This window comes from Pseudonocardia endophytica (assembly GCF_004339565.1).
In the GTDB taxonomy this organism is placed as follows: Bacteria; Actinomycetota; Actinomycetes; order Mycobacteriales; family Pseudonocardiaceae; genus Pseudonocardia; species Pseudonocardia endophytica.
This window is the reverse complement of record NZ_SMFZ01000001.1, coordinates 3211856-3231062: the sequence shown is the minus strand read 5'-3', so window position 1 is coordinate 3231062 and position 19207 is coordinate 3211856. Positions and strand designations below refer to the sequence as shown.

Annotated in this window: 17 protein-coding genes and 1 tRNA gene; 8 read left to right on the top strand and 10 right to left on the bottom strand. The window is 72.4% G+C overall.

All coding sequences use genetic code 11. The annotated features are described in order from the left end of the window. The first annotated feature begins 10 nt into the window (after window positions 1–10). The 6 genes from EV378_RS14810 to EV378_RS14785 are packed head-to-tail and all read left to right on the top strand — an operon-like array spanning window position 11 to window position 5165. The gene (locus tag EV378_RS14810) at window positions 11–1465 is read left to right on the top strand and encodes an FtsK/SpoIIIE domain-containing protein (RefSeq protein WP_243653461.1); all 1455 of its coding nucleotides are present in this window, start codon (window positions 11–13) and stop codon (window positions 1463–1465) included. Then, the gene (locus EV378_RS14805; protein ID WP_132425387.1) at window positions 1462–1677 is read left to right on the top strand and encodes a hypothetical protein; all 216 of its coding nucleotides are present in this window, start codon (window positions 1462–1464) and stop codon (window positions 1675–1677) included. The genes EV378_RS14810 and EV378_RS14805 overlap by 4 nt, the downstream gene beginning before the upstream one ends. Continuing rightward, the gene (locus EV378_RS14800) at window positions 1674–2390 is read left to right on the top strand and encodes a hypothetical protein (protein WP_207908671.1); all 717 of its coding nucleotides are present in this window, start codon (window positions 1674–1676) and stop codon (window positions 2388–2390) included. The genes EV378_RS14805 and EV378_RS14800 overlap by 4 nt, the downstream gene beginning before the upstream one ends. Before the next feature lie 14 nt (window positions 2391–2404). Further along, a complete protein-coding gene (locus EV378_RS14795) occupies window positions 2405–3790 on the top strand; it encodes a replication initiator (protein ID WP_132425384.1) in 1386 nt (461 codons plus the stop codon). Then, window positions 3787–4005, top strand: a complete 219-nt coding sequence (locus EV378_RS14790) for a helix-turn-helix domain-containing protein (RefSeq protein ID WP_132425381.1) — start codon at window positions 3787–3789, stop codon at window positions 4003–4005. Before EV378_RS14795 ends, EV378_RS14790 begins: the two co-directional genes overlap by 4 nt. Next, window positions 4002–5165 (top strand): site-specific integrase, encoded by a 1164-nt coding sequence (locus EV378_RS14785; protein WP_132425378.1) that lies wholly within the window; start codon window positions 4002–4004, stop codon window positions 5163–5165. The genes EV378_RS14790 and EV378_RS14785 overlap by 4 nt, the downstream gene beginning before the upstream one ends. 91 nt (window positions 5166–5256) lie before the next feature. On the opposite strand, the gene EV378_RS14780 is transcribed toward EV378_RS14785, so the two are convergent. Continuing rightward, window positions 5257–5330 (bottom strand) — tRNA-Pro (locus tag EV378_RS14780). Between the two features lie 33 nt (window positions 5331–5363). Further along, complete coding sequence (locus EV378_RS14775; RefSeq protein ID WP_132425376.1) at window positions 5364–6305, bottom strand: metallophosphoesterase; 942 nt, start codon at window positions 6303–6305, stop codon at window positions 5364–5366. 45 nt (window positions 6306–6350) lie between these two features. Here EV378_RS14775 and EV378_RS14770 point away from each other — a divergent pair, with 45 nt between their 5' ends. Beyond that, complete coding sequence (locus EV378_RS14770) at window positions 6351–6824, top strand: GatB/YqeY domain-containing protein (protein WP_132425374.1); 474 nt, start codon at window positions 6351–6353, stop codon at window positions 6822–6824. 77 nt (window positions 6825–6901) lie between these two features. Here EV378_RS14770 and topA read toward each other — a convergent pair whose 3' ends face one another. The 5 genes from topA to EV378_RS14745 all read right to left on the bottom strand — a co-directional run bounded on the left by topA (window position 6902) and on the right by EV378_RS14745 (window position 14466). Continuing rightward, complete coding sequence (topA, locus tag EV378_RS14765; RefSeq protein ID WP_207908670.1) at window positions 6902–9706, bottom strand: type I DNA topoisomerase; 2805 nt, start codon at window positions 9704–9706, stop codon at window positions 6902–6904. Window positions 9707–10043: 337 nt separating this feature from the next. Continuing rightward, the gene (locus EV378_RS14760) at window positions 10044–10655 is read right to left on the bottom strand and encodes a hypothetical protein (RefSeq protein ID WP_243653622.1); all 612 of its coding nucleotides are present in this window, start codon (window positions 10653–10655) and stop codon (window positions 10044–10046) included. 69 nt (window positions 10656–10724) lie between these two features. Beyond that, the gene (locus EV378_RS14755) at window positions 10725–11333 is read right to left on the bottom strand and encodes a hypothetical protein (RefSeq protein WP_132425368.1); all 609 of its coding nucleotides are present in this window, start codon (window positions 11331–11333) and stop codon (window positions 10725–10727) included. A 56-nt stretch (window positions 11334–11389) separates the two neighbouring features. Further along, entirely contained in the window at window positions 11390–12010 is a 621-nt protein-coding gene (locus EV378_RS14750) for a hypothetical protein (protein ID WP_132425365.1), read from the bottom strand. 122 nt (window positions 12011–12132) lie between these two features. Beyond that, window positions 12133–14466 (bottom strand): sodium-translocating pyrophosphatase, encoded by a 2334-nt coding sequence (locus tag EV378_RS14745; protein WP_132425362.1) that lies wholly within the window; start codon window positions 14464–14466, stop codon window positions 12133–12135. A gap of 323 nt (window positions 14467–14789) precedes the next feature. On the opposite strand from EV378_RS14745, the gene EV378_RS14740 reads away from it, so the two are divergent. Next, a complete protein-coding gene (locus EV378_RS14740) occupies window positions 14790–17192 on the top strand; it encodes a DEAD/DEAH box helicase (RefSeq protein ID WP_424511223.1) in 2403 nt (800 codons plus the stop codon). 338 nt (window positions 17193–17530) lie between these two features. On the opposite strand, the gene EV378_RS14735 is transcribed toward EV378_RS14740, so the two are convergent. Genes EV378_RS14735 through EV378_RS36900 form a run of 3 tightly spaced genes read right to left on the bottom strand, consistent with a single transcriptional unit; the run spans window position 17531 to window position 19204 of the window. Further along, window positions 17531–18010 carry an Rv3654c family TadE-like protein gene (locus tag EV378_RS14735; RefSeq protein ID WP_132425359.1) on the bottom strand — a complete coding sequence of 160 codons (480 nt, stop codon included), beginning with the start codon at window positions 18008–18010 and terminating at the stop codon, window positions 17531–17533. After that, a complete protein-coding gene (locus EV378_RS14730; protein WP_207908669.1) occupies window positions 18007–18468 on the bottom strand; it encodes a TadE family type IV pilus minor pilin in 462 nt (153 codons plus the stop codon). Before EV378_RS14730 ends, EV378_RS14735 begins: the two co-directional genes overlap by 4 nt. A gap of 16 nt (window positions 18469–18484) precedes the next feature. Further along, on the bottom strand, window positions 18485–19204 hold the full coding sequence (locus EV378_RS36900; RefSeq protein ID WP_132425356.1) for a DUF4244 domain-containing protein: 720 nt from the start codon (window positions 19202–19204) through the stop codon (window positions 18485–18487). Between the last annotated feature and the right edge of the window lie 3 nt (window positions 19205–19207).

The following is a 19207-nucleotide window of genomic DNA, read 5'->3' as shown; positions in this document are numbered from 1 at the left end:
ACTGGTAGCGATGAACAAGCGTAGTGCAACCCTGATGACCGGCCCGGCCCGCACACCCGTGCGCCGGTCCCACCGACCGCCCGGCCGCGAGTGGCGGGCCCTGGGCTGGCTCCTGCGCCACCCACTGTTCCTGCTCCACCCGGCCCTGGCCGTGACCCTGCTCGTGCTCGTCGGCCCAGTCGCCACTCTGGCCGGCTACAGCGTCCTGGCCGTGCTGGTGGTCGGCTGGTGGCGCGGGCACCCGGCCTCCTTCGACCGGCACATCGGTCCGCACGTCCGGGCGACCTGGCGGCGCTGGACGACCTACCGCGGCCGCCGCTGGGCCTCCCTGCTGTCCGACTGCGGTCTGACCCGCGAGCACCGGCACAACGGCGAGACGCTCGTCCCGCGGGTGATGCGGGTCCGTTCGTCCACACCGACGATCGACACCCTGTTGGTGCGGATGGTGCGCGGCCAGGACCTCACCCACTGGCAGGAGCACGCGCCGGTCCTGGCGGAGGCGCTGATCGCGCACCGGGTCGCCGTGTCCCGGGCTCGGCCCGGTGTCGTCGCCCTGGTCGTGGAGCGCGAGCTGCCGTTCGACCGCGTCATCCCGGCACCCGACATCCCGGCCAGCGCGGATGAGGTGGACCTGTCGGCACTGGAGATCGGCGATAACGAGCACGGCGAAGCGTTTGTGATCTCGATCGTGCGCGGGCATCGGGTGGTCATCGGCAACACCGGCTCCGGCAAGGGCTCGGTCATGTGGGGCACCCTGCGCGCCTGCGGACCATGCATCCGCGAGGGCGTTGTCCGGGTCCACATGATCGACCTCAAGGGCGGCGTAGAGACCGAGCAGGGCGCACCCCTGTTCACCCGCTACGCCACCACCCCGGAGGACGCGCTGGCGCTGCTGACCGACTTCCGAGACGCCATGAAGGCACGTCAGGAGTGGATGCGTGACAACGGGCTGCGCTCCTGCACACCGTCGGTGGAGACGCCGGTGGAGATGCTGATGGTCGACGAGATGGCGATGCTCACCGCCTACGCCGACCGGCAGATCACCCGCGAAGCACTACGCCTGTTGGCGGAGATCATGACCCAGGGCCGGGCGTCGCTGTTCACCGTGCAGGGCTACCTGCAGGAGCCCACCAAGGACGTCCTCGACGTCCGGGAGCTGTTCACCCAGCGGATCTGCCTCGCCGTCACCGCCGCGTCGCATGTGGACATGGCCCTCGGCGACGGCGCGAGGGAGCGGGGCGCGCTCGCGGACGAGATCCCGTGCGACGCACGCCACGCGGGCATCGGGTTCGTCATCGACGCCGGATCCCGGCTGCCGATCCGGTTCCGGGCCGCCTACGTGTCCGACGAGGACATCGCCGAGCTGGTGGCGCGCTGCACCCCGCGGGACGCGGACGTGATCGACCTGTACCCCGACAACGATGGGGACCAGGACGGCAACGGCTCGGTCTGGGGTGCGTCGTGATCAGCACAACCGGATGGGTCCTCCGTACCTGGCTCAAGTTCACCATGCTCCTGGTCCTCGTCGTCGGCGGCGTCTGGCTGTGGTTCGGCACCGGCTCCGGCTGGTTCTGGACCGCCGCCATCGGCGCCGGGTTGATCGAGTGGGCGCTGATCCGCCAGCTCGTCCGTGAGTGGGCCTGGCAGGCCCGCGGCGAGTGGTGGTGGGCGCGATGACCACCCAGACGGACCCGGCCACCTCCGTCGAGCAGGGTGCCCTCTTCGGTGAGCCGGTCACCGTTCCCGCCGACCGCGGCGCCGCCTCGACCGCGGCGACTCAGGACGTCGAACTCGTCGCCTCAGTGCTGCGGCTGGCTCAGGATCCCGGCTATCGGATCGTGGAGCGGTCCGGCCGGGTGTTCCGGGTCGACCCGGCGAACAGTGGTGCCGTCGACGAGGTACCTCGCTACGAAGCCGACACGGTCGGGCAGCTGCTCGACGGCGGGCTACTGGAGCTCGGCGGGAACCACACGATCACCCACCGCGGGCACACCGGTCCGGCCCGCTCGGTTCTCGTCCCGAAGCGCAGCCGTGAGATGGCCACCCGGTGGTCGAACCTGCGGCCCCTGCCGCCCGGAGCTCGGCAGGCGCCGAAGCCGGACGAGGAGCAGACCAGCGGCCCCATCGTGGTCGACGTCGTCCGGCCTGGGCGAGGACTGCTCACCTGCCGCGAGTTCGGCGGCGAGCTGCTCCGCGACAACGGCCGCTATGTCGTCGAAACCGAGTTCGGGCACGTCGTCGGCCGCGCCTCCTCCTACCGCGCAGGCGCGCAGATGCTCGCCCGCCACCACGGCTACCGGCCCGGCCCGATCGAGATCGACCGGCGCGAAGAACGCGACGGCAACGCCCCGCCTCCGCGCACCGCCCGCGACCGGCAGCTCGGCCGATGACCCACGGAGACACCATGACCAGCACCCTGCACACCACCGACCACGAGGGCGCCGCCCTGTCCAAGCTGCTGCGCTCTCCCGACTTTCAGACCTGGCGCGCCCAGGTCACCGCAACCCGCGGATGCGCCGCACCGATCCACCTTGACGGCTCGTCCCGCGTGCTGGACCGCGACGGCGCCGTCCTCACCGAACGAGAGGGCCGCATCCTGGCCCCGTGCGGCAACCGGCGCGCGAGCGTCTGCGCGGCCTGCTCGGACCGATACGCCTCCGACGCCTACCACCTCGTCCGGCCCGGAATGGCCGGCGGAACCAAGGGCGTCCCGGAGACCGTCGCGACTCACCCGCGGGCCTTCGTCACGCTCACCGCACCCTCGTTCGGCCCGGTGCACTCCCGGAGACTCTCCGCGCGGGCCAGGGTCGTGCCGTGCGGCTGCGGGGAGAAGCACCGAGAGCATGACACCCGGCTCGGCACACCGATCGATCCGGACGGCTACGACTACACCGGTGCGGTCCTCTGGCAGGCCCACGCGGGCGCGCTGTGGAACCGGTTCGTCATCGCGCTGCGGCGGGCGCTGGCCGGGATGCTCGGCGTCCGGGTGCGGGACTTCCGCGACTACGCCCGGCTGTCCTACGCCAAGGTCGCCGAGTACCAGCGGCGCGGCATGGTCCACTTCCACGCCGTAGTCCGGCTCGACGGCCCGGATGGTCCGACCACGGCGCCGCCGACTGGTGTCAACGCGGAAGGGCTGAACGCCGCGATCCGGGCCGCTGTGGACACGGCAGCTCTGGTCGTCGCCCGACCGGACGGCGATGCGCTCACGCTCGCGTGGGGCCGTCAGGTGGACATCCGGCCCATCACCCCGGCCGCACGGGACCAGCTCGAGGACCGGGCCACCGGCGAGATCACCGATGCCGCGCTCGCTGCCTATGTGGCCAAGTACGCCACCAAGGGCACCGGCAAGTCCGAGGCCACCGATCGGCCGATCCGCGACATCGCCCACGTCGCGCACCTGAACATCAGTGACCACCACCGGCGCATGATCGAGACCGCCTGGCAGCTCGGCGGCCTGGAGGCTTACGACGGACTGAACCTGCGGCGGTGGGCGCACATGCTCGGGTTTCGCGGGCACTTCCTGACCAAGTCCCGTGCCTACTCGACGACGTTCCGCGCCATCCGGGGCGAGCGGCGGGTGTGGCGGCTGGTCGAGACGCTGCGCGAGATCGACCGCGACACCGACGACCCGAACGACATCGCCCCGGACCTCACGACGATCACGGTCGTCAACGACTGGTCGGTCGTCCACATCGGTCACCACAACGACGCCGAACGGGACGTCGCACAGGGGATCTCGGAACGGTTCCGGGCACAGCGGACCACCGGCGCCGGGAGGGCGACATGACGACGGCGACGACGGATCGGAAGCTCTACCGGGTCACCGAGGCCATGACGGCGCTGTCGCTGAGCCGAAGCGTCGTCTACGAGCTGCTGCGGTCGGGGCGGCTGCGCTCGGTGCGAGAGGGGCGGACCCGCCTGGTCCCCGCGGCCGCGATCGCCGAGTACGTGGCGCTGCTGGAGCGTGAGGCCGAGCGCGAGCCGTTCGGGAGGGCATCGTGACGGCCCGGCGGTCCCGCGGTGACGGCGGCCTGCACTGGGACGAGACGCGGCAACGGTGGATCGCGACGGTGACGGTGGGCTACTCCCCGGCGGGAAAGCGGATCGTGCGCCGGGCCAGTGGGCGGACCAAGACCGAGGCGAAGAACAAGCTGCGCGAGATCGTTCGCGCCACCGAGGACGGGCACCAGGTCGAGCCGCACGGCTACACGGTCAGGCAGGCCGTGGAGGACTGGCTCGCGTTCGGGCTCACCGGCCGGTCGGAGAACACGATCACGACGCGGCGGTTCCTCGCCGAGCAGCACGTCATCCCGGCGCTGGGTGCTCGCAAGCTGCGCGAGCTGTCGGCCGAGGACGTCGACCGCTGGCTGGCGGAGAAAGCGCGCACGCTGAGCACGCGGACCCTGCAGGACCTCCGGTCCATCCTGCTCCGGGCGGTCAAGCGGGCTCAGGCCCGGGACAAGGTGCGCCGCAACGTCGTGCTCCTGTGCGGCACTCCGACCGGGCAGCCTGGCCGGCCGTCTCGGGCGCTCACGGTTGCTCAGGCCAAGGCGCTCCTCGACCAGGACGACCGCACCACCTACGGCGCCTACACCTTGCTCGGGCTGCTGACGGGCGCCCGTACCGAGGAGCTGCGTGCACTGACGTGGGACCACGTCGACCTGGAGGGCGACCTCGACGGCGATCCGCCGGTCCCGCCGCACATGCGCGTGTGGCGCTCGGTCCGGGCGGACGGCGACACGAAGACCCGGCGGTCCCGCCGCACGGTCGCGCTCCCGGCCCGGTGCATCGAGATCCTGCGGAACCGGCTCACCGACCAGGTGCACCAGCGCACGCGGGCCTGTGAGCGGTGGACGGAGAACGGCCTCGTGTTCGCCTCCGAGACCGGGACGGAGCTGGACGCGGCCAACGTCCGGCGCGGCTTCCGCCGGGTCCTGACGGCTGCCGGGCTGCCCGCCGCCGAGTGGACGCCCCGGGAGCTGCGGCACAGCTTCGTGTCCCTGCTGTCGGACAGCGGCGTGACCATCGACCAGATCGCACGCCTGGTCGGCCACACCGGCGGCAGCACCGTCACCGAGCAGATCTACCGGAAGCAGATCCGGCCGGTGATCGACGACGGCGCGACGGCCATGAACCGGCTGTTTCCCGATGAGGCGGGGTAGTCACGCAGATAGTCACTCGGCGGCCGTCGGACGCGACGAAGGCCCTGGTCTCACTCGGTGTTCCGAGTCTCTGACCAGGGCCTTTGTGTTGTCGGGGTGACAGGATTTGAACCTGCGACCTCTTCGTCCCGAACGAAGCGCGCTACCAAGCTGCGCCACACCCCGAGCATCGCAGTCTCCCGCGAGCCGTGTGGAACTCTACCCGACGCCTTCCGCCGCCCGCGCGCGGGTATCCGACGGCTGCGCGGGTCGCGGGACCAGCGTCACGAGGGTCGCCTCCGGAGGGCAGGCGAAGCGGACCGGCGCGTACGGGGACGTGCCCAGACCCGCCGAGACGTGCAGGCGCGTGTGGCTGCCCCACCGGGACGCGCCGCGGGCGCGGGAGCGGTCGATGCCGCAGTTCGTGACGATCGCGCCGAAGCCCGGCAGGCGCAGCTGGCCGCCGTGGGTATGGCCGGCGAGCACGAGATCGTAGCCGTCGGCGGCGAAGCCGTCCAGCACGCGCGGCTCGGGGGAATGGGTCAGGCCGAGGCGCAGATCGGCGTCCGGGTCGTGGCCGGAGACCTGCGTGTAGCGGTCGAGGTTCAGATGCGGGTCGTCGACGCCGGCGACGGACACCGTGCGGCCGTCGACGGTCAGCGTCTGGCGGGAGTGCGTCGCGTCGACCCAGCCGTGCTCGCGGAACGCCGCCCTCAGGTCGGTCCACGGGAGGGGCTCGCCGTGGATCCGCCGCTCGTTCCTCGGCGTCAGGTACCGGGCCGGGTTCTTCGGTGTGGGGCCGTAGTAGTCGTTGCTGCCGAACACGAACGCCCCCGGGCGGGCCAGCAGCGGGCCCAGCGCGGTCAGCACGCCGGGGACCGCGCCCGGGTGAGCCAGGTTGTCGCCGGTGTTGACCACCAGATCGGGGTCGAGACGGTCCAGCTCGGACACCCAGCGGATCTTGCTGCGCTGGTTCGGCGTCAGGTGCAGGTCCGAGACGTGCAGGATCGTGAGCGGGCGCGCGTCCGGCGCCAGCACCGGGATCTCCGTCTCGCGCAACGTCCACCACCGTCGCTCGATCCCGGCCGCGTAGGCCAGCGTCGCGGCACCGACCGCGGCCAGACCGGCGAGAACGCGCAGGGGAGACGAGACGCGAGGCATGAATCCCAGCGTACGTCCCGCCGTCGGTCCACTACCGTGCACGCCGTGAGCACCCTCAAGGAGCAGCTGCGGACCGACCTGACGGCGGCCATGAAGAGCCGCGACGAGCTCGTCCGTACCACCCTGCGTTCGGCCCTGACCGCGATCGGCAACGCCGAGGTCGCGGGATCGTCGGCGAAGGAGCTGTCCGACGACGAGGTGCGCTCCGTCATCACGAAGGAGACGAAGCGTCGCGCCGAGTCCGCGGAGGCGTTCGAGGGCGCGGGCCGCGCCGAGCAGGCGGAGCGGGAGCGCGCGGAGGGCGAGGTGCTGGCCCGCTACCTCCCCACCCAGCTCTCCGACGACGAGGTGGACCAGCTGGCGCGCGACGCCGTCGCGGCCGTCGAGGCGGAGACCGGTGAGAAGCCCGGTCAGCGGCAGATGGGCCAGGTGATGAAGAAGGCCAACGCCGCCGCAGAGGGGCGCGCCGAGGGCGGCCGGGTCGCCGCCGCCGTGAAGAAGCAGCTCGCCGCAGGCTGACCCCGACCTCCACACGAACGAGGGGCACCTTCGAGCAATGACGTTGCTCGACGGTGCCCCTCGTTCGCGGAGAGGGGTTACTTCGCCGGCGTCTTCCGCGTCGTGGTGCGCTTCGCGGGAGCCTTCTTCGACGTCGTGGTGCCGGTCTTGCTCGCGGCCGCGGTGCGCTTCGCCGGGGCCTTCTTCTTCGGCGGCGCCTTGGCGCGGCGCTCGGCGAGCAGCTCGGACGCCCGCTCGTCGGTCAGCTGCTCGACGGAGTCGCCCTTGCGCAGGCTGGCGTTCGACTCGCCGTCGGTGACGTACGGCCCGAAGCGGCCGTCCTTGATCACCATCTTCTGGCCGGTCGACGGGTCGGTGCCGAGCTCGCGCAGCGGCGGCTGGGCGGCGGCGCCGCGTCCCCGTTGCTTGGGCTGCTTGTAGATCTCCAGCGCCTGCTCGAGGGTCACGGTGAACAGCTGCTCCTCGTCGCTCAGCGAGCGCGAGTCGGTGCCCCGCTTCAGGTACGGCCCGTAGCGGCCGTTCTGCGCCGTGATCTCGTCGCCGGAGTCCGGGTCGGTCCCGACGACGCGCGGCAGCGACAGCAGCTTCAGCGCGTCATCGAGCGTGATCGTGTCCAGCGACATCGTCTTGAGCAGCGACCCGGTGCGCGGCTTCGGCTTCGCCGGGGCCTTCTTCTTCGTCGTGCCATCGGCCGGAGGCTCCGGGTCGGGCAGCAGTTCGGTCACGTACGGACCGAACCGGCCCTCCTTCGCGACGATCTCGTGCCCGGTCACCGGGTCGGTGCCCAGCTTGCGGCCCTCCTGCGGGACCGAGAACAGCTGCTCGGCGATCTCCGGGGTCAGCTCGTCCGGAGCGAGGTCGTCCTTCAGGTTCGCCCGCTGCGACTCCCCGTCGACGATCCGCTCCAGGTACGGCCCGTAGCGGCCGACGCGGACGACGACGTTGTCGTACTGCGGGTCGTTCGGGAACATCGTGATCGAGTTGACCGTGCGGGCGTCGATCTCCTCGAGGTTCGCCCCGACGAGCTTTTTGAGACCTCCGGCCTGGGCGACCGAGCTCTCGGCGCTCTTCCCGGCCCCGAAGTAGAAGCCGTTGAGCCAGTCGACCCGGGAGTCGTGACCCGAGGCGATCGAGTCGAGGTCGTCCTCCATGCCCGCGGTGAAGTCGTAGTCCACCAGCTGGCCGAAATGCTCCTCCAGCAGGTTGACCACGGAGAACGCGACCCAGGACGGCACCAGGGCCGCGCCCTTCTTCCACACGTACCCGCGGTCGAGGATCGTCTTGATGATCGACGCGTAGGTGGAGGGCCTGCCGATCCCCAGCTCCTCGAGCTGCTTGACCAGCGCCGGCTCGGTGAACCGCGACGGCGGGTTGGTCGAGTGCCCGTCCGGGTCCAGTTCGACGGCGGTGAGCGCCTGCCCCTCCGTCAGCTCCGGCAGGCGGGACTCGGCGTCGTCGGCCTGGTTCCCGGGGGACTCGTCCTCGACCGACTCCACGTAGGCCTTGAGGAACCCGGGGAACGTGATCGTCCGACCGGACGCGGAGAACGTGCACGCCTCGCCGGTGCCGGCCGTGCCGGTGATCCGGACGCTGACCGTCGTGCCGCGGGCGTCGTTCATCTGGGACGCGATCGTGCGCTGCCAGATCAGCTCGTAGAGGCGGAAGTCGTCGCCGTCGACCTCGCGGGCGATCTCACCCGGCGTCCGGAACGACTCGCCCGCCGGCCGGATCGCCTCGTGGGCCTCCTGCGCGTTCTTCACCTTGCGCGTGTACTGGCGCGGCGAGTCGGCGACGTAGCGGTCGCCGTAGAGCTCGCGAGCCTGGGCGCGGGCGGCCTGGATGGCGGTGTCGGAGAGCGTCGTCGAGTCCGTCCGCATGTAGGTGATGTGGCCGTTCTCGTACAGCCGCTGCGCGCTGCGCATCGTCCGCTCGGAGGAGAACCGGAGCTTGCGGCCCGCCTCCTGCTGCAGCGTCGAGGTCATGAACGGCGGGTACGGCTTGCGCGTGTACGGCTTCGACTCCACCGACGACACGGTCATGGCCTGGTCCTGGAGCGACTCGGCCAGCCGGCGGGCGTCCGCCTCGGCGAGGATCCGCAGACCGCTGCCGGCGTCGCCCAGCCGGGCGTCGGTCCGCTGCGCCCTGGCGCCCGTCGGAGCCTTCGGCTTGCCGTCCGAGTCGAAGTCGCGGCCGGTGGCGACCCGGTCGTCGTCGATCTGGGTCAGCCGCGCCCCGAACTGGCGGGGGGTGGCCTCGGCGCCCGCGTCCAGCTGCGCGCCGATGTCCCAGTACTCGGCGGAGGTGAACCGGATCCGCGCCCACTCGCGTTCGACGATCAGCCGCGTCGCGACCGACTGCACCCGGCCCGCCGACAGCTTCGGCATGACCTTCTTCCACAGCACGGGGGAGACCTCGTAGCCGTAGAGGCGGTCCAGGATGCGGCGCGTCTCCTGCGCGTCGACGAGGTCCTGGTCCAGCTCGCGGGTGTTCTCCGCGGCCGCCCGGATCGCCGACTCGGTGATCTCGTGGAACACCATCCGGCGCACCGGGATCTTCGGCTTCAGCGTCTCGAGCAGGTGCCAGGCGATGGCCTCGCCCTCGCGGTCGGGGTCCGTCGCGAGCAGCAGCTCGTCCACCGACTTGAGCGCCTCGCGCAGCTCGGAGACGGTGCTCTTCTTCTCCGGCGTGACGATGTAGAGCGGGCTGAACTGGTTGTCCACGTCCACGCCGAGACGCGCCCACGGCTCGCCCTTGTACTTGGCGGGGACGTCGGCCGCGCCGCGCGGCAGGTCGCGGATGTGCCCGACCGAGGATTCGACGACGTAGTCGTTCCCCAGGTAGGGGGCGATCTTCTTCGCCTTGGTGGGGGACTCGACGATCACCAGCCGTCGCGTCGGACGGCCCGACGCGGTGCCGGTCGAGGTCGGCGTCCGCCTGGAGCCACCCGCCTTGCCACGCGTCGTGCCCGAACTGGTCGTTCCCGTTGCCACCTGGTCCTACCTCATCTCTTCCGGGCTCCGTCGGCCCCGCGGCGACGTCCTCGTCGGACGGCCGCCACCCAGGGCGAGCCCGGACTAACGGGCGTCCTCACCACCGGGGGTTGCGGTGAGTGAACACCCGATCTCGCCACGCACGATCTCATACCGTCGCACAGCCGTGCGGTGGGTTGTACCACCAGGCCACCGGGACGGTCAGTACGGCCCACCGTACTTCGGCAGGTCAGGCCGCTGGTCGGCCGTGGCAGCGAGGCCAGTCACCCGGTCGCAGCGCTACCGGTTCGGGTCCGACCAGCTCGGCCAGACGGGCCAGCCGCCGTGCCCCACCGATCCTCAACGCCGGGCCGGGCGCGCCGTGTTCCCCGGCCTCCAGGCGGGCGGGCGGTAGTCCGACGCGCGTCGTCGCGGCGACCAGCGGTCCGTGCGTCCAGGGCGCCGACGGGTCCAGGAGCAGCACGTACCCGCCGCGCAGGTCGGTCATGCCCGCCGCGAGCGCCCAGAGCCGCAGCACGGCGCCGTCGAGCTGGAACCCGGGCGGGATCCGCTTCGCGCCCGCCGGGCACGTCCACGTGCGTGCCAGACCGACGAGATCGCGACGGTAGGCGCTGCGCAGCGACCCGTCGTCGTCCTCGTTCTCCGGCGGTGCCGGGCGCAGCGTCACCGAGCGGGCCGCCGCGAGCGCGCGCAGCGCCCGCTCGCGTCCCGGCCACGGCAGCGGGACGTCCAGGCGGGCGGTGTCCCCGGCGCCGAACCGCTCGATCCGCCCCGGCCCGCAGAGCAGGCCGACGAGATCGGCCATCCCGGCCGGGCGGGCCTCCGCGGAGAACAGCGACATCTGCTGCACGCCGCGCAGGATAGAACGTCTGTTCGACGGCGGCGCATCCGCCACGCCGTCGGAAGTGGATCAGGGAGGGGGCGGCTGCGTGATCTGCCGGTACTCGCCGCACTTCGGCGACTTCTCGATCGCCTTGACCAGCCGCGGCGTGTTGCCGAGCTTGTCCAGGCCCTGCGGTGCCGCGAACGTCTTCAGCTTCGCGTCGGCCGAGTCGAGCTTCTGCTGGAACGCCTGGGCATTGGCCGGGTCGACGGAGTCCACCTCGGCCTTGGCGTCGGCGACCGTCTTACCGTTGCGGGTCATCGCGTCGGCGTAGGACTTCACCAGGTCGTCGCCGCCGGTGACCGGGGAGGCGCCCGCGGCCTTAAGCTGCTGCTGGCCCTGGTCGATGGCGGCCGAGACGGTACCCAGGTAGTCGCTGAGGCGCTTCTTGATCGCGTCCTCGGTGCTGTCGCCGGCGAAGTTCGGGAGCGCGCCGGGCGTCATCGGCTTCCAGTACGTGACGAGCGCGCCGCAGACCTTGTCCGTCCAGGCCGCCGGGTCGGCACCCGGCCCGGACGTCGGCCGGGGCGCCGGGTCGGCGGACGGGGTGCCGGCGATGGTCGTCGCACATCCGCCTGCGAACAGCGCGGCGAGCAGAGCCGCGGCGGCTGCGGTCTGGCGGGGGAAGCGGGACACGTCGGGGGCTCCTCGGGGTCGGTGTGCTGGTTTCGACCGTAGGACGGCCGCCCGGGTCAGTTGCCTCCGGCCTGTCCGGTATCGGCGGCCGGTGGGGCGGGAGCGGCGTCCGGACCGGCCGAGGCGCCCTGTGCGGCACGGGACACGGAACCGAGGTCGCGGCAGTTCGCCGAGTTGCGCGATGCCGCGCCGAGCTGTGGGTCGCGCGTGACGTTCGCCAGCGGTCCGGTGGTGTCGCCGAGCCGGGCGACCGGGGCCAGCGCCGCCGGCAGCCCGCGCTCGATGTCGGCGGCCGGCTTCCCGCGCAGCGCGTCGACCTGCGTGCGGGCGTTCGAGAACGCGGCCCGGATGCCGTCGAGCCCGCCGCGGAGCTGGTTCGCGATCGCCTCGCCGTCGTCGACGGGGGCCGGGCCGAGCTCCTGCAGCGAGGTCATCGTCGTGTCCAGCGCGGAGACGGTGCGTCCCAAGTAGTCGCTGATCCCGTCGGCCGTGGTGCCCGGGTCCGCGGCCTGCTGGGGCGGCGTCGTCGCCGTGCGGACGAACGGGAGGACCGCCGAGCACATCCGGTCGGTCCACTGGTCGGCGGTGACGTCCGAACCGCAACCCACCAGCGTCGCGACCGCCAGCAGGAGGCCGAGGCTGGCGACGCTCCGGCGTGCCGGTGACCGTCGTCCCATGGCTCCTCCCACCGGACGATCCGTCTCGCTCCGGGTGAGAGGACACTAGCCGAACCGGGTGACACACGACGGCCGCCCACCCCGTGCGGAGTGGACGGCCGTCGTGGCGTGCGAGGTGCGGACTAGCCGACCGGCGTCTGGGCCGGCTCCTCGTCCGCGATCGTGGTCGACCGCCGCTTGGACACGACGATCGCGCCCGCGATGATCAGGACCGCGACGACCGCGATGACGATCCGGATCGCCGGAGAGACGTCACCCACGGACAGGGCGACGACGGCCGGCGCGATCAGCACCGAGACCAGGTTCATGACCTTGATCAGCGGGTTGATCGACGGGCCTGCGGTGTCCTTGAACGGGTCACCGACGGTGTCACCGATGATCGTGGCCTCGTGGGCCGCCGAGCCCTTGCCGCCGTGGTTGCCGTCCTCGACGAGCTTCTTGGCGTTGTCCCAGGCTCCACCGGAGTTGGCCAGGAAGATCGCCATCAGCGTGCCGGCCGCGATCGCACCGGCCAGGTAGCCGGCCAGCGGGCCGACGCCGAGGCCGAAACCGACCGCGATCGGGGCCAGGATCGCCAGCAGGCCGGGGGTGGCCAGCTCGCGCAGCGAGTCCCGGGTGCAGATGTCGACGACGCGCTGGTACTCCGGACGACCCGTGGTCTCCCGCGTGCCGTCGTCCTTCTTCTGCCCGTAGGACATGATCCCCGGGATCTCGGCGAACTGGCGCCGGACCTCGCCCACGATGACACCGGCGGCGCGGCTGACCGCGTTGATCGCCAGCCCGGAGAACATGAACACGGCCGAGGCGCCGAGGATCACGCCGACCAGGGTGTTCGGGCTGAACACCTCGTAGGCGAACGACTGGCCCGCGTCCTGGGCCGTCTGGCCGGCTGACGTCAGGGCCTGGTTGATCGCGTCGCGGTAGGAGCCGAACAGCGCCGTCGCGGCGAGCACGGCCGTCGCGATCGCGATGCCCTTGGTGATCGCCTTGGTGGTGTTGCCGACGGCGTCGAGCTCGGTGAGGATCTCGACGCCCTCGCCCTCGACGTCGCCGGACATCTCGGCGATGCCCTGCGCGTTGTCCGAGACCGGGCCGAACGTGTCCATCGCGACGATGACGCCGACCGTGGTCAGCAGGCCGGTACCGGCCAGCGCGACCGCGAACAGCGAGACGACGATCGAGCCGGACAGCAGGAACGCGCCGTACACGGCCGCGCCGATGACGACGGCGGTGTAGACGGCGGACTCGAAGCCGACCGAGATACCGGCCAGGATGACCGTGGCCGAACCGGTCAGCGACGACTTGCCGACGTCCTTGACCGGGGCGTCCTCGGTGCCGGTGTAGTAGCCGGTCAGCTTCAGGATGACCGCGGCCAGCACGATGCCGATGACGACGGCGATCGAGGCGACCAGACGCGGGTCACCGGCGATCGACGCGACGGACGCGTCCGACGGACCGGTCAGGTCGGCGAACGAGCCGGGCAGGTAGACGTACGCGGCGACGATCGACAGCACGCCGGCGAACACGGCCGACAGGTAGAAGCTGCGGTTGATCGCGATCAGCGTGTTCTCGCCCTGGCGCGCCTTGGTCAGGTAGACGCCGAGGATCGCCGTGATCACACCGATTGCCGGCACGATCAGCGGGAACAGCAGGCCCTGCAGGCCGAACGCGGCGGTGCCCAGGATCAGGGCCGCGACGAGTGTGACGGCGTAGGACTCGAACAGGTCCGCCGCCATGCCGGCGCAGTCACCGACGTTGTCACCGACGTTGTCGGCGATCGTCGCGGCGTTGCGCGGGTCGTCCTCGGGGATGTTCTGCTCGACCTTGCCGACCAGGTCGGCGCCGACGTCGGCGGCCTTGGTGAAGATGCCGCCGCCGACACGCATGAACATGGCGAGCAGGGCCGCGCCGAAGCCGAAGCCCTCCAGCACGCGCGGGGCCTGGCCGGTGTAGGCCAGCACGACGACCGACGCACCGAGCAGGCCGAGGCCGACGGTGAACATGCCGACGACGCCACCGGTGCGGAACGCGATCCGGGTCGCGATGACGCGGCCGTTCTCCTTGCGGGCGGCCGAGGCCACGCGGATGTTGGCCTGGGTGGCCAGACGCATGCCGAGGTTGCCGATGATCGCGGAGAACGCGGCACCGACGAGGAAGAAGATCGACCGGCCGATGCGCTCCCCGATGTCCTCCGCCGGAAGGGCGAAGAGCACGACGAACACGATGGCCGCGAAGATTCCGAGCGTCTTGAACTGGCGGTTGAGGTAGGCCACCGCGCCTTCCTGGACCGCTCGGCCGATCTCCTGCATCGAGGTGGTGCCCTCGTCGAACGCGAGCACCTCCCTGCGCAGGAGAAAGCCGACGGCCAGGGCGACGAGGGCGACCACCGCGACTACGACCACGATGGCGTAGTCACCCGCACCGAGCTCGAAGCCCGCCGCGAGGGTGTGGGACATCCGTCCTCCTGGGTTGACTGGGTTCGTCCACCAGGTCGGCCGGCGACGGGCGGTCACCGCGGGGGCGGCGGACCTCCGACGACGTCGTCCCTGGCGTCGACTGGGCGCGGCGTGATGCCTGCCACGCGTGTGTATGCGCCCGTCCGGTGACCGGACGGGCAGGCGCGTGCAGTGTAGAAGTGTGGTTTCGGTCGTATGCTCCCGGGCCGGGCCCAACGTGCGGCGATTCCGGTCACAGTGATCGACACCACATCGTGGTCGCCCGGGTCGAGGACCGGCCGCGGCGCCGCGACTGTCGGTGACGTGTGCAAGCGTGGTCGATCGTGGACACGTCGGCGGGATCCGGTCGGGGGCTGCACCTCCTGCGCCGTGTCGTCGCCGGGTCCGGGATCGATCCGGAGTCCGCCCTGACCGACGTCGACCTCGACGACCCGACCGGCGCGGCGCCACGCCAGGACCCGGCGGGCGACGACCTCGACCCGCTGCGCCACGTCATCCGGCTGCCGGCGCGCGAGGGCAGCACGGTGGACTGGCCGGAATGGGTACCGACGCCGCTGCGTACCTCTCTCGCCGAGCGGGGCGTGGTGCGACCGTGGACGCACCAGGCGTCCGGGGCGTCGCTGGTGCACTCCGGCACGGACGTCGTCGTCGCCACCGGGACGGCGTCCGGGAAGTCGCTGGTCTACCAGCTGCCGGTGCTCGCGGGCCTGGACTCCGACCCGCGCGCGACGGCGCTCTACCTGGCTCCGACGAAGGCGCTGGCGGCCGACCAGCTGCGCGCTCTGGACGGCCTGGCCGGTCCGACGGTGCGGCAGGCGTCGTTCGACGGGGACACGCCGATGGACGAACGCGACTGGATCCGCCGCCACGCGCGCTGGGTGTTCTCGAACCCGGACATGCTGCACCGTTCGCTGCTGCCGTGGCACTCGCGATGGGCGCGGTTCCTGAGACGGCTGCGGTGGATCGTCGTCGACGAGTGCCACACCTACCGCGGCGTGTTCGGCTCGCACGTCGCGCTGCTGCTGCGACGGCTGCTCCGGGTGGCAGCGCGGTACGGGGCGCACCCGGTCGTCGTGATGGCGTCGGCGACGGTCGCGCGGCCCGCCGAGTTCGCGTCCGTGCTGGCCGGGCGGGACGTCACGGCGGTGACCGACGACGGCTCGCCGCACGGCGGGAGGACGGTCGCGTTCTGGGAGCCTCCGCTGCTGACCGAGATCACCGGGGACAACGGCGCCCCGGTCCGGCGCGCGGCCGGGGCGGAGGCCGCCCGGATGCTCGCCGACCTCGTCCTGGAGGGTGCACGGACGCTCGCGTTCGTCCGGTCCCGGCGGGCGGCCGAGCTGACCGCGCTGGGCGCACGCCGCCAGGTCGCGGGCGTCGCGCCGGAGCTGGCGGACCGGATCGAGTCCTACCGCGGCGGCTACCTGCCCGAGGAACGCCGCGCGCTGGAGTCGGCGCTGTCGTCCGGCGAGCTGCTGGGGGTGGCGACGACGAACGCGCTGGAGCTCGGCGTCGACATCTCCGGCCTGGACTCGGTGGTGCTGGCCGGGTTCCCGGGGACGCGTGCGTCGTTCTGGCAGCAGGCCGGCCGTGCCGGACGGGAGTCCGACGAGGCGCTGGTCGTGCTCGTCGCCCGTGACGACCCGCTGGACACCTACCTCGTGCACCATCCGCAGGCACTCGTCGGAGCGCCGGTGGAGAGCTGCGTGCTCGATCCGGTCAACCCGTACGTGCTCGCGCCGCAGCTCGCCTGCGCCGCCGCAGAACTGCCGCTGACGACCGTCGACGTCGAGACGACGTTCGGCGGTGCTCCCGCGGAGGAGGTGCTGGACGCGCTCGTCGAGGACGGCGTGCTGCGACGACGGCCCGGCGGCTGGTTCTGGCCGGACTCCGGTCAGCGCCCGGCCGCGTCGGTGGACATCCGCGGGTCCGGGCTCGGGCAGGTCGCCGTCGTGGAGGCGTCGACCGGGCGGATGCTCGGCACGGTGGACGGCAGCAGTGCGCCGGGGACGGTGCATTCCGGTGCCGTGTACCTACACCGCGGCGAGAGCTACGTGGTCGACGAGCTGGACCTCGACGCGGGAGTGGCGCTCGTGCACGCCGAGGAGCCGGACTGGCGGACCGAGTCCCAGTCGGTCTCCGACGTCGAGGTGCTCGAGGTGTCGTCGAAGGCGAGCTACGGACCGGTGGAGGTCTGCTTCGGCGACGTGTCCGTGTCCAGCCAGGTCGTCGGGTACCGGCGGCGGGGGCCGGACGGCACCGTGCTGGACAGCACGCCGCTCGAGCTGCCGGTGCAGACGCTGCACACCCGCTCGGTCTGGTACACGGTCGACGACGACGCACTGGCCGCGGCCGGGGTGGATCCGGCGCGGGTGCCGGGGTCGCTGCACGCGGCCGAGCACGCCGCGATCGGCCTGCTCCCGCTGTTCGCGATCTGCGACCGGTGGGACATCGGTGGGCTGTCCACGGCGCTGCATCCGGACACCGGGAGCCCGACGGTGTTCGTGCACGACGGGCACCCGGGAGGCGCGGGACTGGCCGAGCGGGGGCACGCGGTGCTGGCGCGCTGGCTGGACGCGACACGCACGGCGGTCCGGGACTGCGAGTGCAGCACCGGATGCCCGTCGTGCGTGCAGTCGCCGAAGTGCGGCAACGGGAACTCGCCGCTCGACAAGGACGGCGCGGTCCGGGTGCTCGACGTCGTCCTGGACGCCCTGGGCGCCTGAGAGGGACACAGCGGGGACGTCGCCGGTCCGCCCGTCGGGGGGTGGACGGACCGGCGACGACCTCCGTGCGGTGGTGCCGGACGGGGCGCTGGGGCACTCCGATCCCACCGCTGTCTGGGGAGCGTGTCCGTGACGCGGGGCCGGTTCGATCCGTCCGACGCGACCCGTTCAGTAGGCCGCAGAATCCGGGCCGATACCAGACGCCGCGACGTCGTCGTCGGCGATCGGGCGTTCGGCGACGCCGAATTGCCGGGGAGGATCCGCACGTACTGCACCGCTCGGACGAACGACGTGGTCTCACAAAACGCACCGTCCGTTCACCTGGGGCCGATGACCGTTCACCGCCCTTTCGCTTCTCGCGGGACCGGTGTCCGGGTGTCCGCCGTGTGTTCCGACGGTTCCGGGGGAGCGGGCCCCGCCCGGGCGGCGGCCGACGCCGGACCGCGTCCCACCCACGTCCAGCCGCGCTCGACCTCGACGCGGATCAGCGCGTCCCAGCCCTCGAGTCGGCACTCACGGACCGTGGCGCCGTTGGACTCGGCCGACTCCCGGGCGGTGGCACAGGCCCGCTGCTCACCATCGGACGACACCCCGGCCGCCGCGAGCGCCGCCAGATCGGCGGCCGACCCCGCGACGTGCCGGGCACGCACGGCCGAGACCAGATCGATCCCGACGGTGCCGATGAGCAGCACCACCACGATCAGCCCGGCCGCCCAGACGGTGGCCGAACCGCGGTCGGTCGGATCAGCCGGTCCCGCCCGCTCGCCACGACCGGTCTCGCGTGCGGTCCGCCCGGGGTCCGCCGCGTGGCCGCTCACGGTCCGGTCTCCGGAACCGTCGTCGCCGGGGAACCCGGGGTTCCGGGACCGGCCGATGTGGACGGCGTTCCCGGATCGGCTTCCTCGGGTACCGCTCCGCCCGGAGCGTCGTCCGGCGGCGAGTCCGGCACCGGCGGCGTGACGGCGCGGACCACGCCGGGCTCCATCAGCCCGGTCGCCCGCCCGGTCACCTCGATCGGGATCAGACCGACCGGATCGGCCGCGACGAGCACCACCACCTCGTCGCCGTCGATCCGCACGTCCATCCGCGCTCCCGACGGCGCGATCCGGGCCGCCGCCGCACGGCCGACGTCGGTGTCCCCACGGGCCGCGGCCCGGGCGAGTTCCCGGGCCGCGTCCACGCACCGGATCGACGCCAGCACGGAGGCGACGGCCGCGATCACGGCCGCGGCCACCAGGACCAGCGTCCCGACCGCGATCGCCGCCTCCACCGTCACGGCGCCGCGATCGGCGTCAGAACGTCGTGGACAGAGCACGCTGCACGATGCCGGTCAGGGCACCGAGGATCGTGTCGCCGCTGACGACGGCGTAGAGGATGGCCGCGAACGCCGCGGCGGCGACCGTCCCGATCGCGTATTCGACCGTGCTCATCCCGCTGTCGTCGCGGAGGAGGGCGCGGACGGTGCCGCGCGCCTCGGTGGCCGTTCCGGCGCCGTCCGAGGAACCACGCGCCCCGGCCGACTCGGCCTGCGGCCCGCCGCGACGGGACCGCCGGATCGTCCGTCGGGTGCCGGAGCGCTCGCGGCCGGACACCGGCTCGACCGTCGTGGCCGGGCCGGGGTCGGTTGCGCTGGACGCCGCCGTGCCGGGGCCGGTCGTGCCGGTGTCGCGTGGGCCGAAGCCGGTCGTGTCCTGGTCGGCCGTGCCGGACACCGCGGCGCCAGGGTCGGTCGCGGTGGGCTCGAGCGGGCCCGGGCCGGTCGTGTCCTGGTCGGCCGTGCCGTGGTTGGTCGGGGTGGGCACTGCAGCGCCGAGATCGGTCGAGCCCCGGCCGGTCGTTGCCGGGTGGACGCCGGCGGGCGTCAGATCGGACTCGTGGAACGTCGATCCGGCCTCGGTGCGGAGCGCGGTCACCGTCTCCGACGCCCGGTCGGGTGTCGGAGCGGGCGCTCCGAGCGCTCCGGTACGCGGATCGGCCGTGGCAGCGGGCGCCGTGTCGAACGTGCTGGTCATATG

What these genes read in the sequence shown, in the direction of transcription:
- EV378_RS14810 (WP_243653461.1), top strand. Translation starts at nt 11, where the DNA reads ATGAACAAGCGTAGTGCAACCCTGATGACCGGCCCGGCCCGCACACCC.
- EV378_RS14800 (WP_207908671.1), top strand. Translation starts at nt 1,674, where the DNA reads ATGACCACCCAGACGGACCCGGCCACCTCCGTCGAGCAGGGTGCCCTC.
- EV378_RS14795 (WP_132425384.1), top strand. Translation starts at nt 2,405, where the DNA reads ATGACCAGCACCCTGCACACCACCGACCACGAGGGCGCCGCCCTGTCC.
- EV378_RS14790 (WP_132425381.1), top strand. Translation starts at nt 3,787, where the DNA reads ATGACGACGGCGACGACGGATCGGAAGCTCTACCGGGTCACCGAGGCC.
- EV378_RS14775 (WP_132425376.1), bottom strand. Translation starts at nt 6,305, where the DNA reads ATGCCTCGCGTCTCGTCTCCCCTGCGCGTTCTCGCCGGTCTGGCCGCG.
- EV378_RS14760 (WP_243653622.1), bottom strand. Translation starts at nt 10,655, where the DNA reads ATGTCGCTGTTCTCCGCGGAGGCCCGCCCGGCCGGGATGGCCGATCTC.
- EV378_RS14750 (WP_132425365.1), bottom strand. Translation starts at nt 12,010, where the DNA reads ATGGGACGACGGTCACCGGCACGCCGGAGCGTCGCCAGCCTCGGCCTC.
- EV378_RS14745 (WP_132425362.1), bottom strand. Translation starts at nt 14,466, where the DNA reads ATGTCCCACACCCTCGCGGCGGGCTTCGAGCTCGGTGCGGGTGACTAC.
- EV378_RS36900 (WP_132425356.1), bottom strand. Translation starts at nt 19,204, where the DNA reads ATGACCAGCACGTTCGACACGGCGCCCGCTGCCACGGCCGATCCGCGT.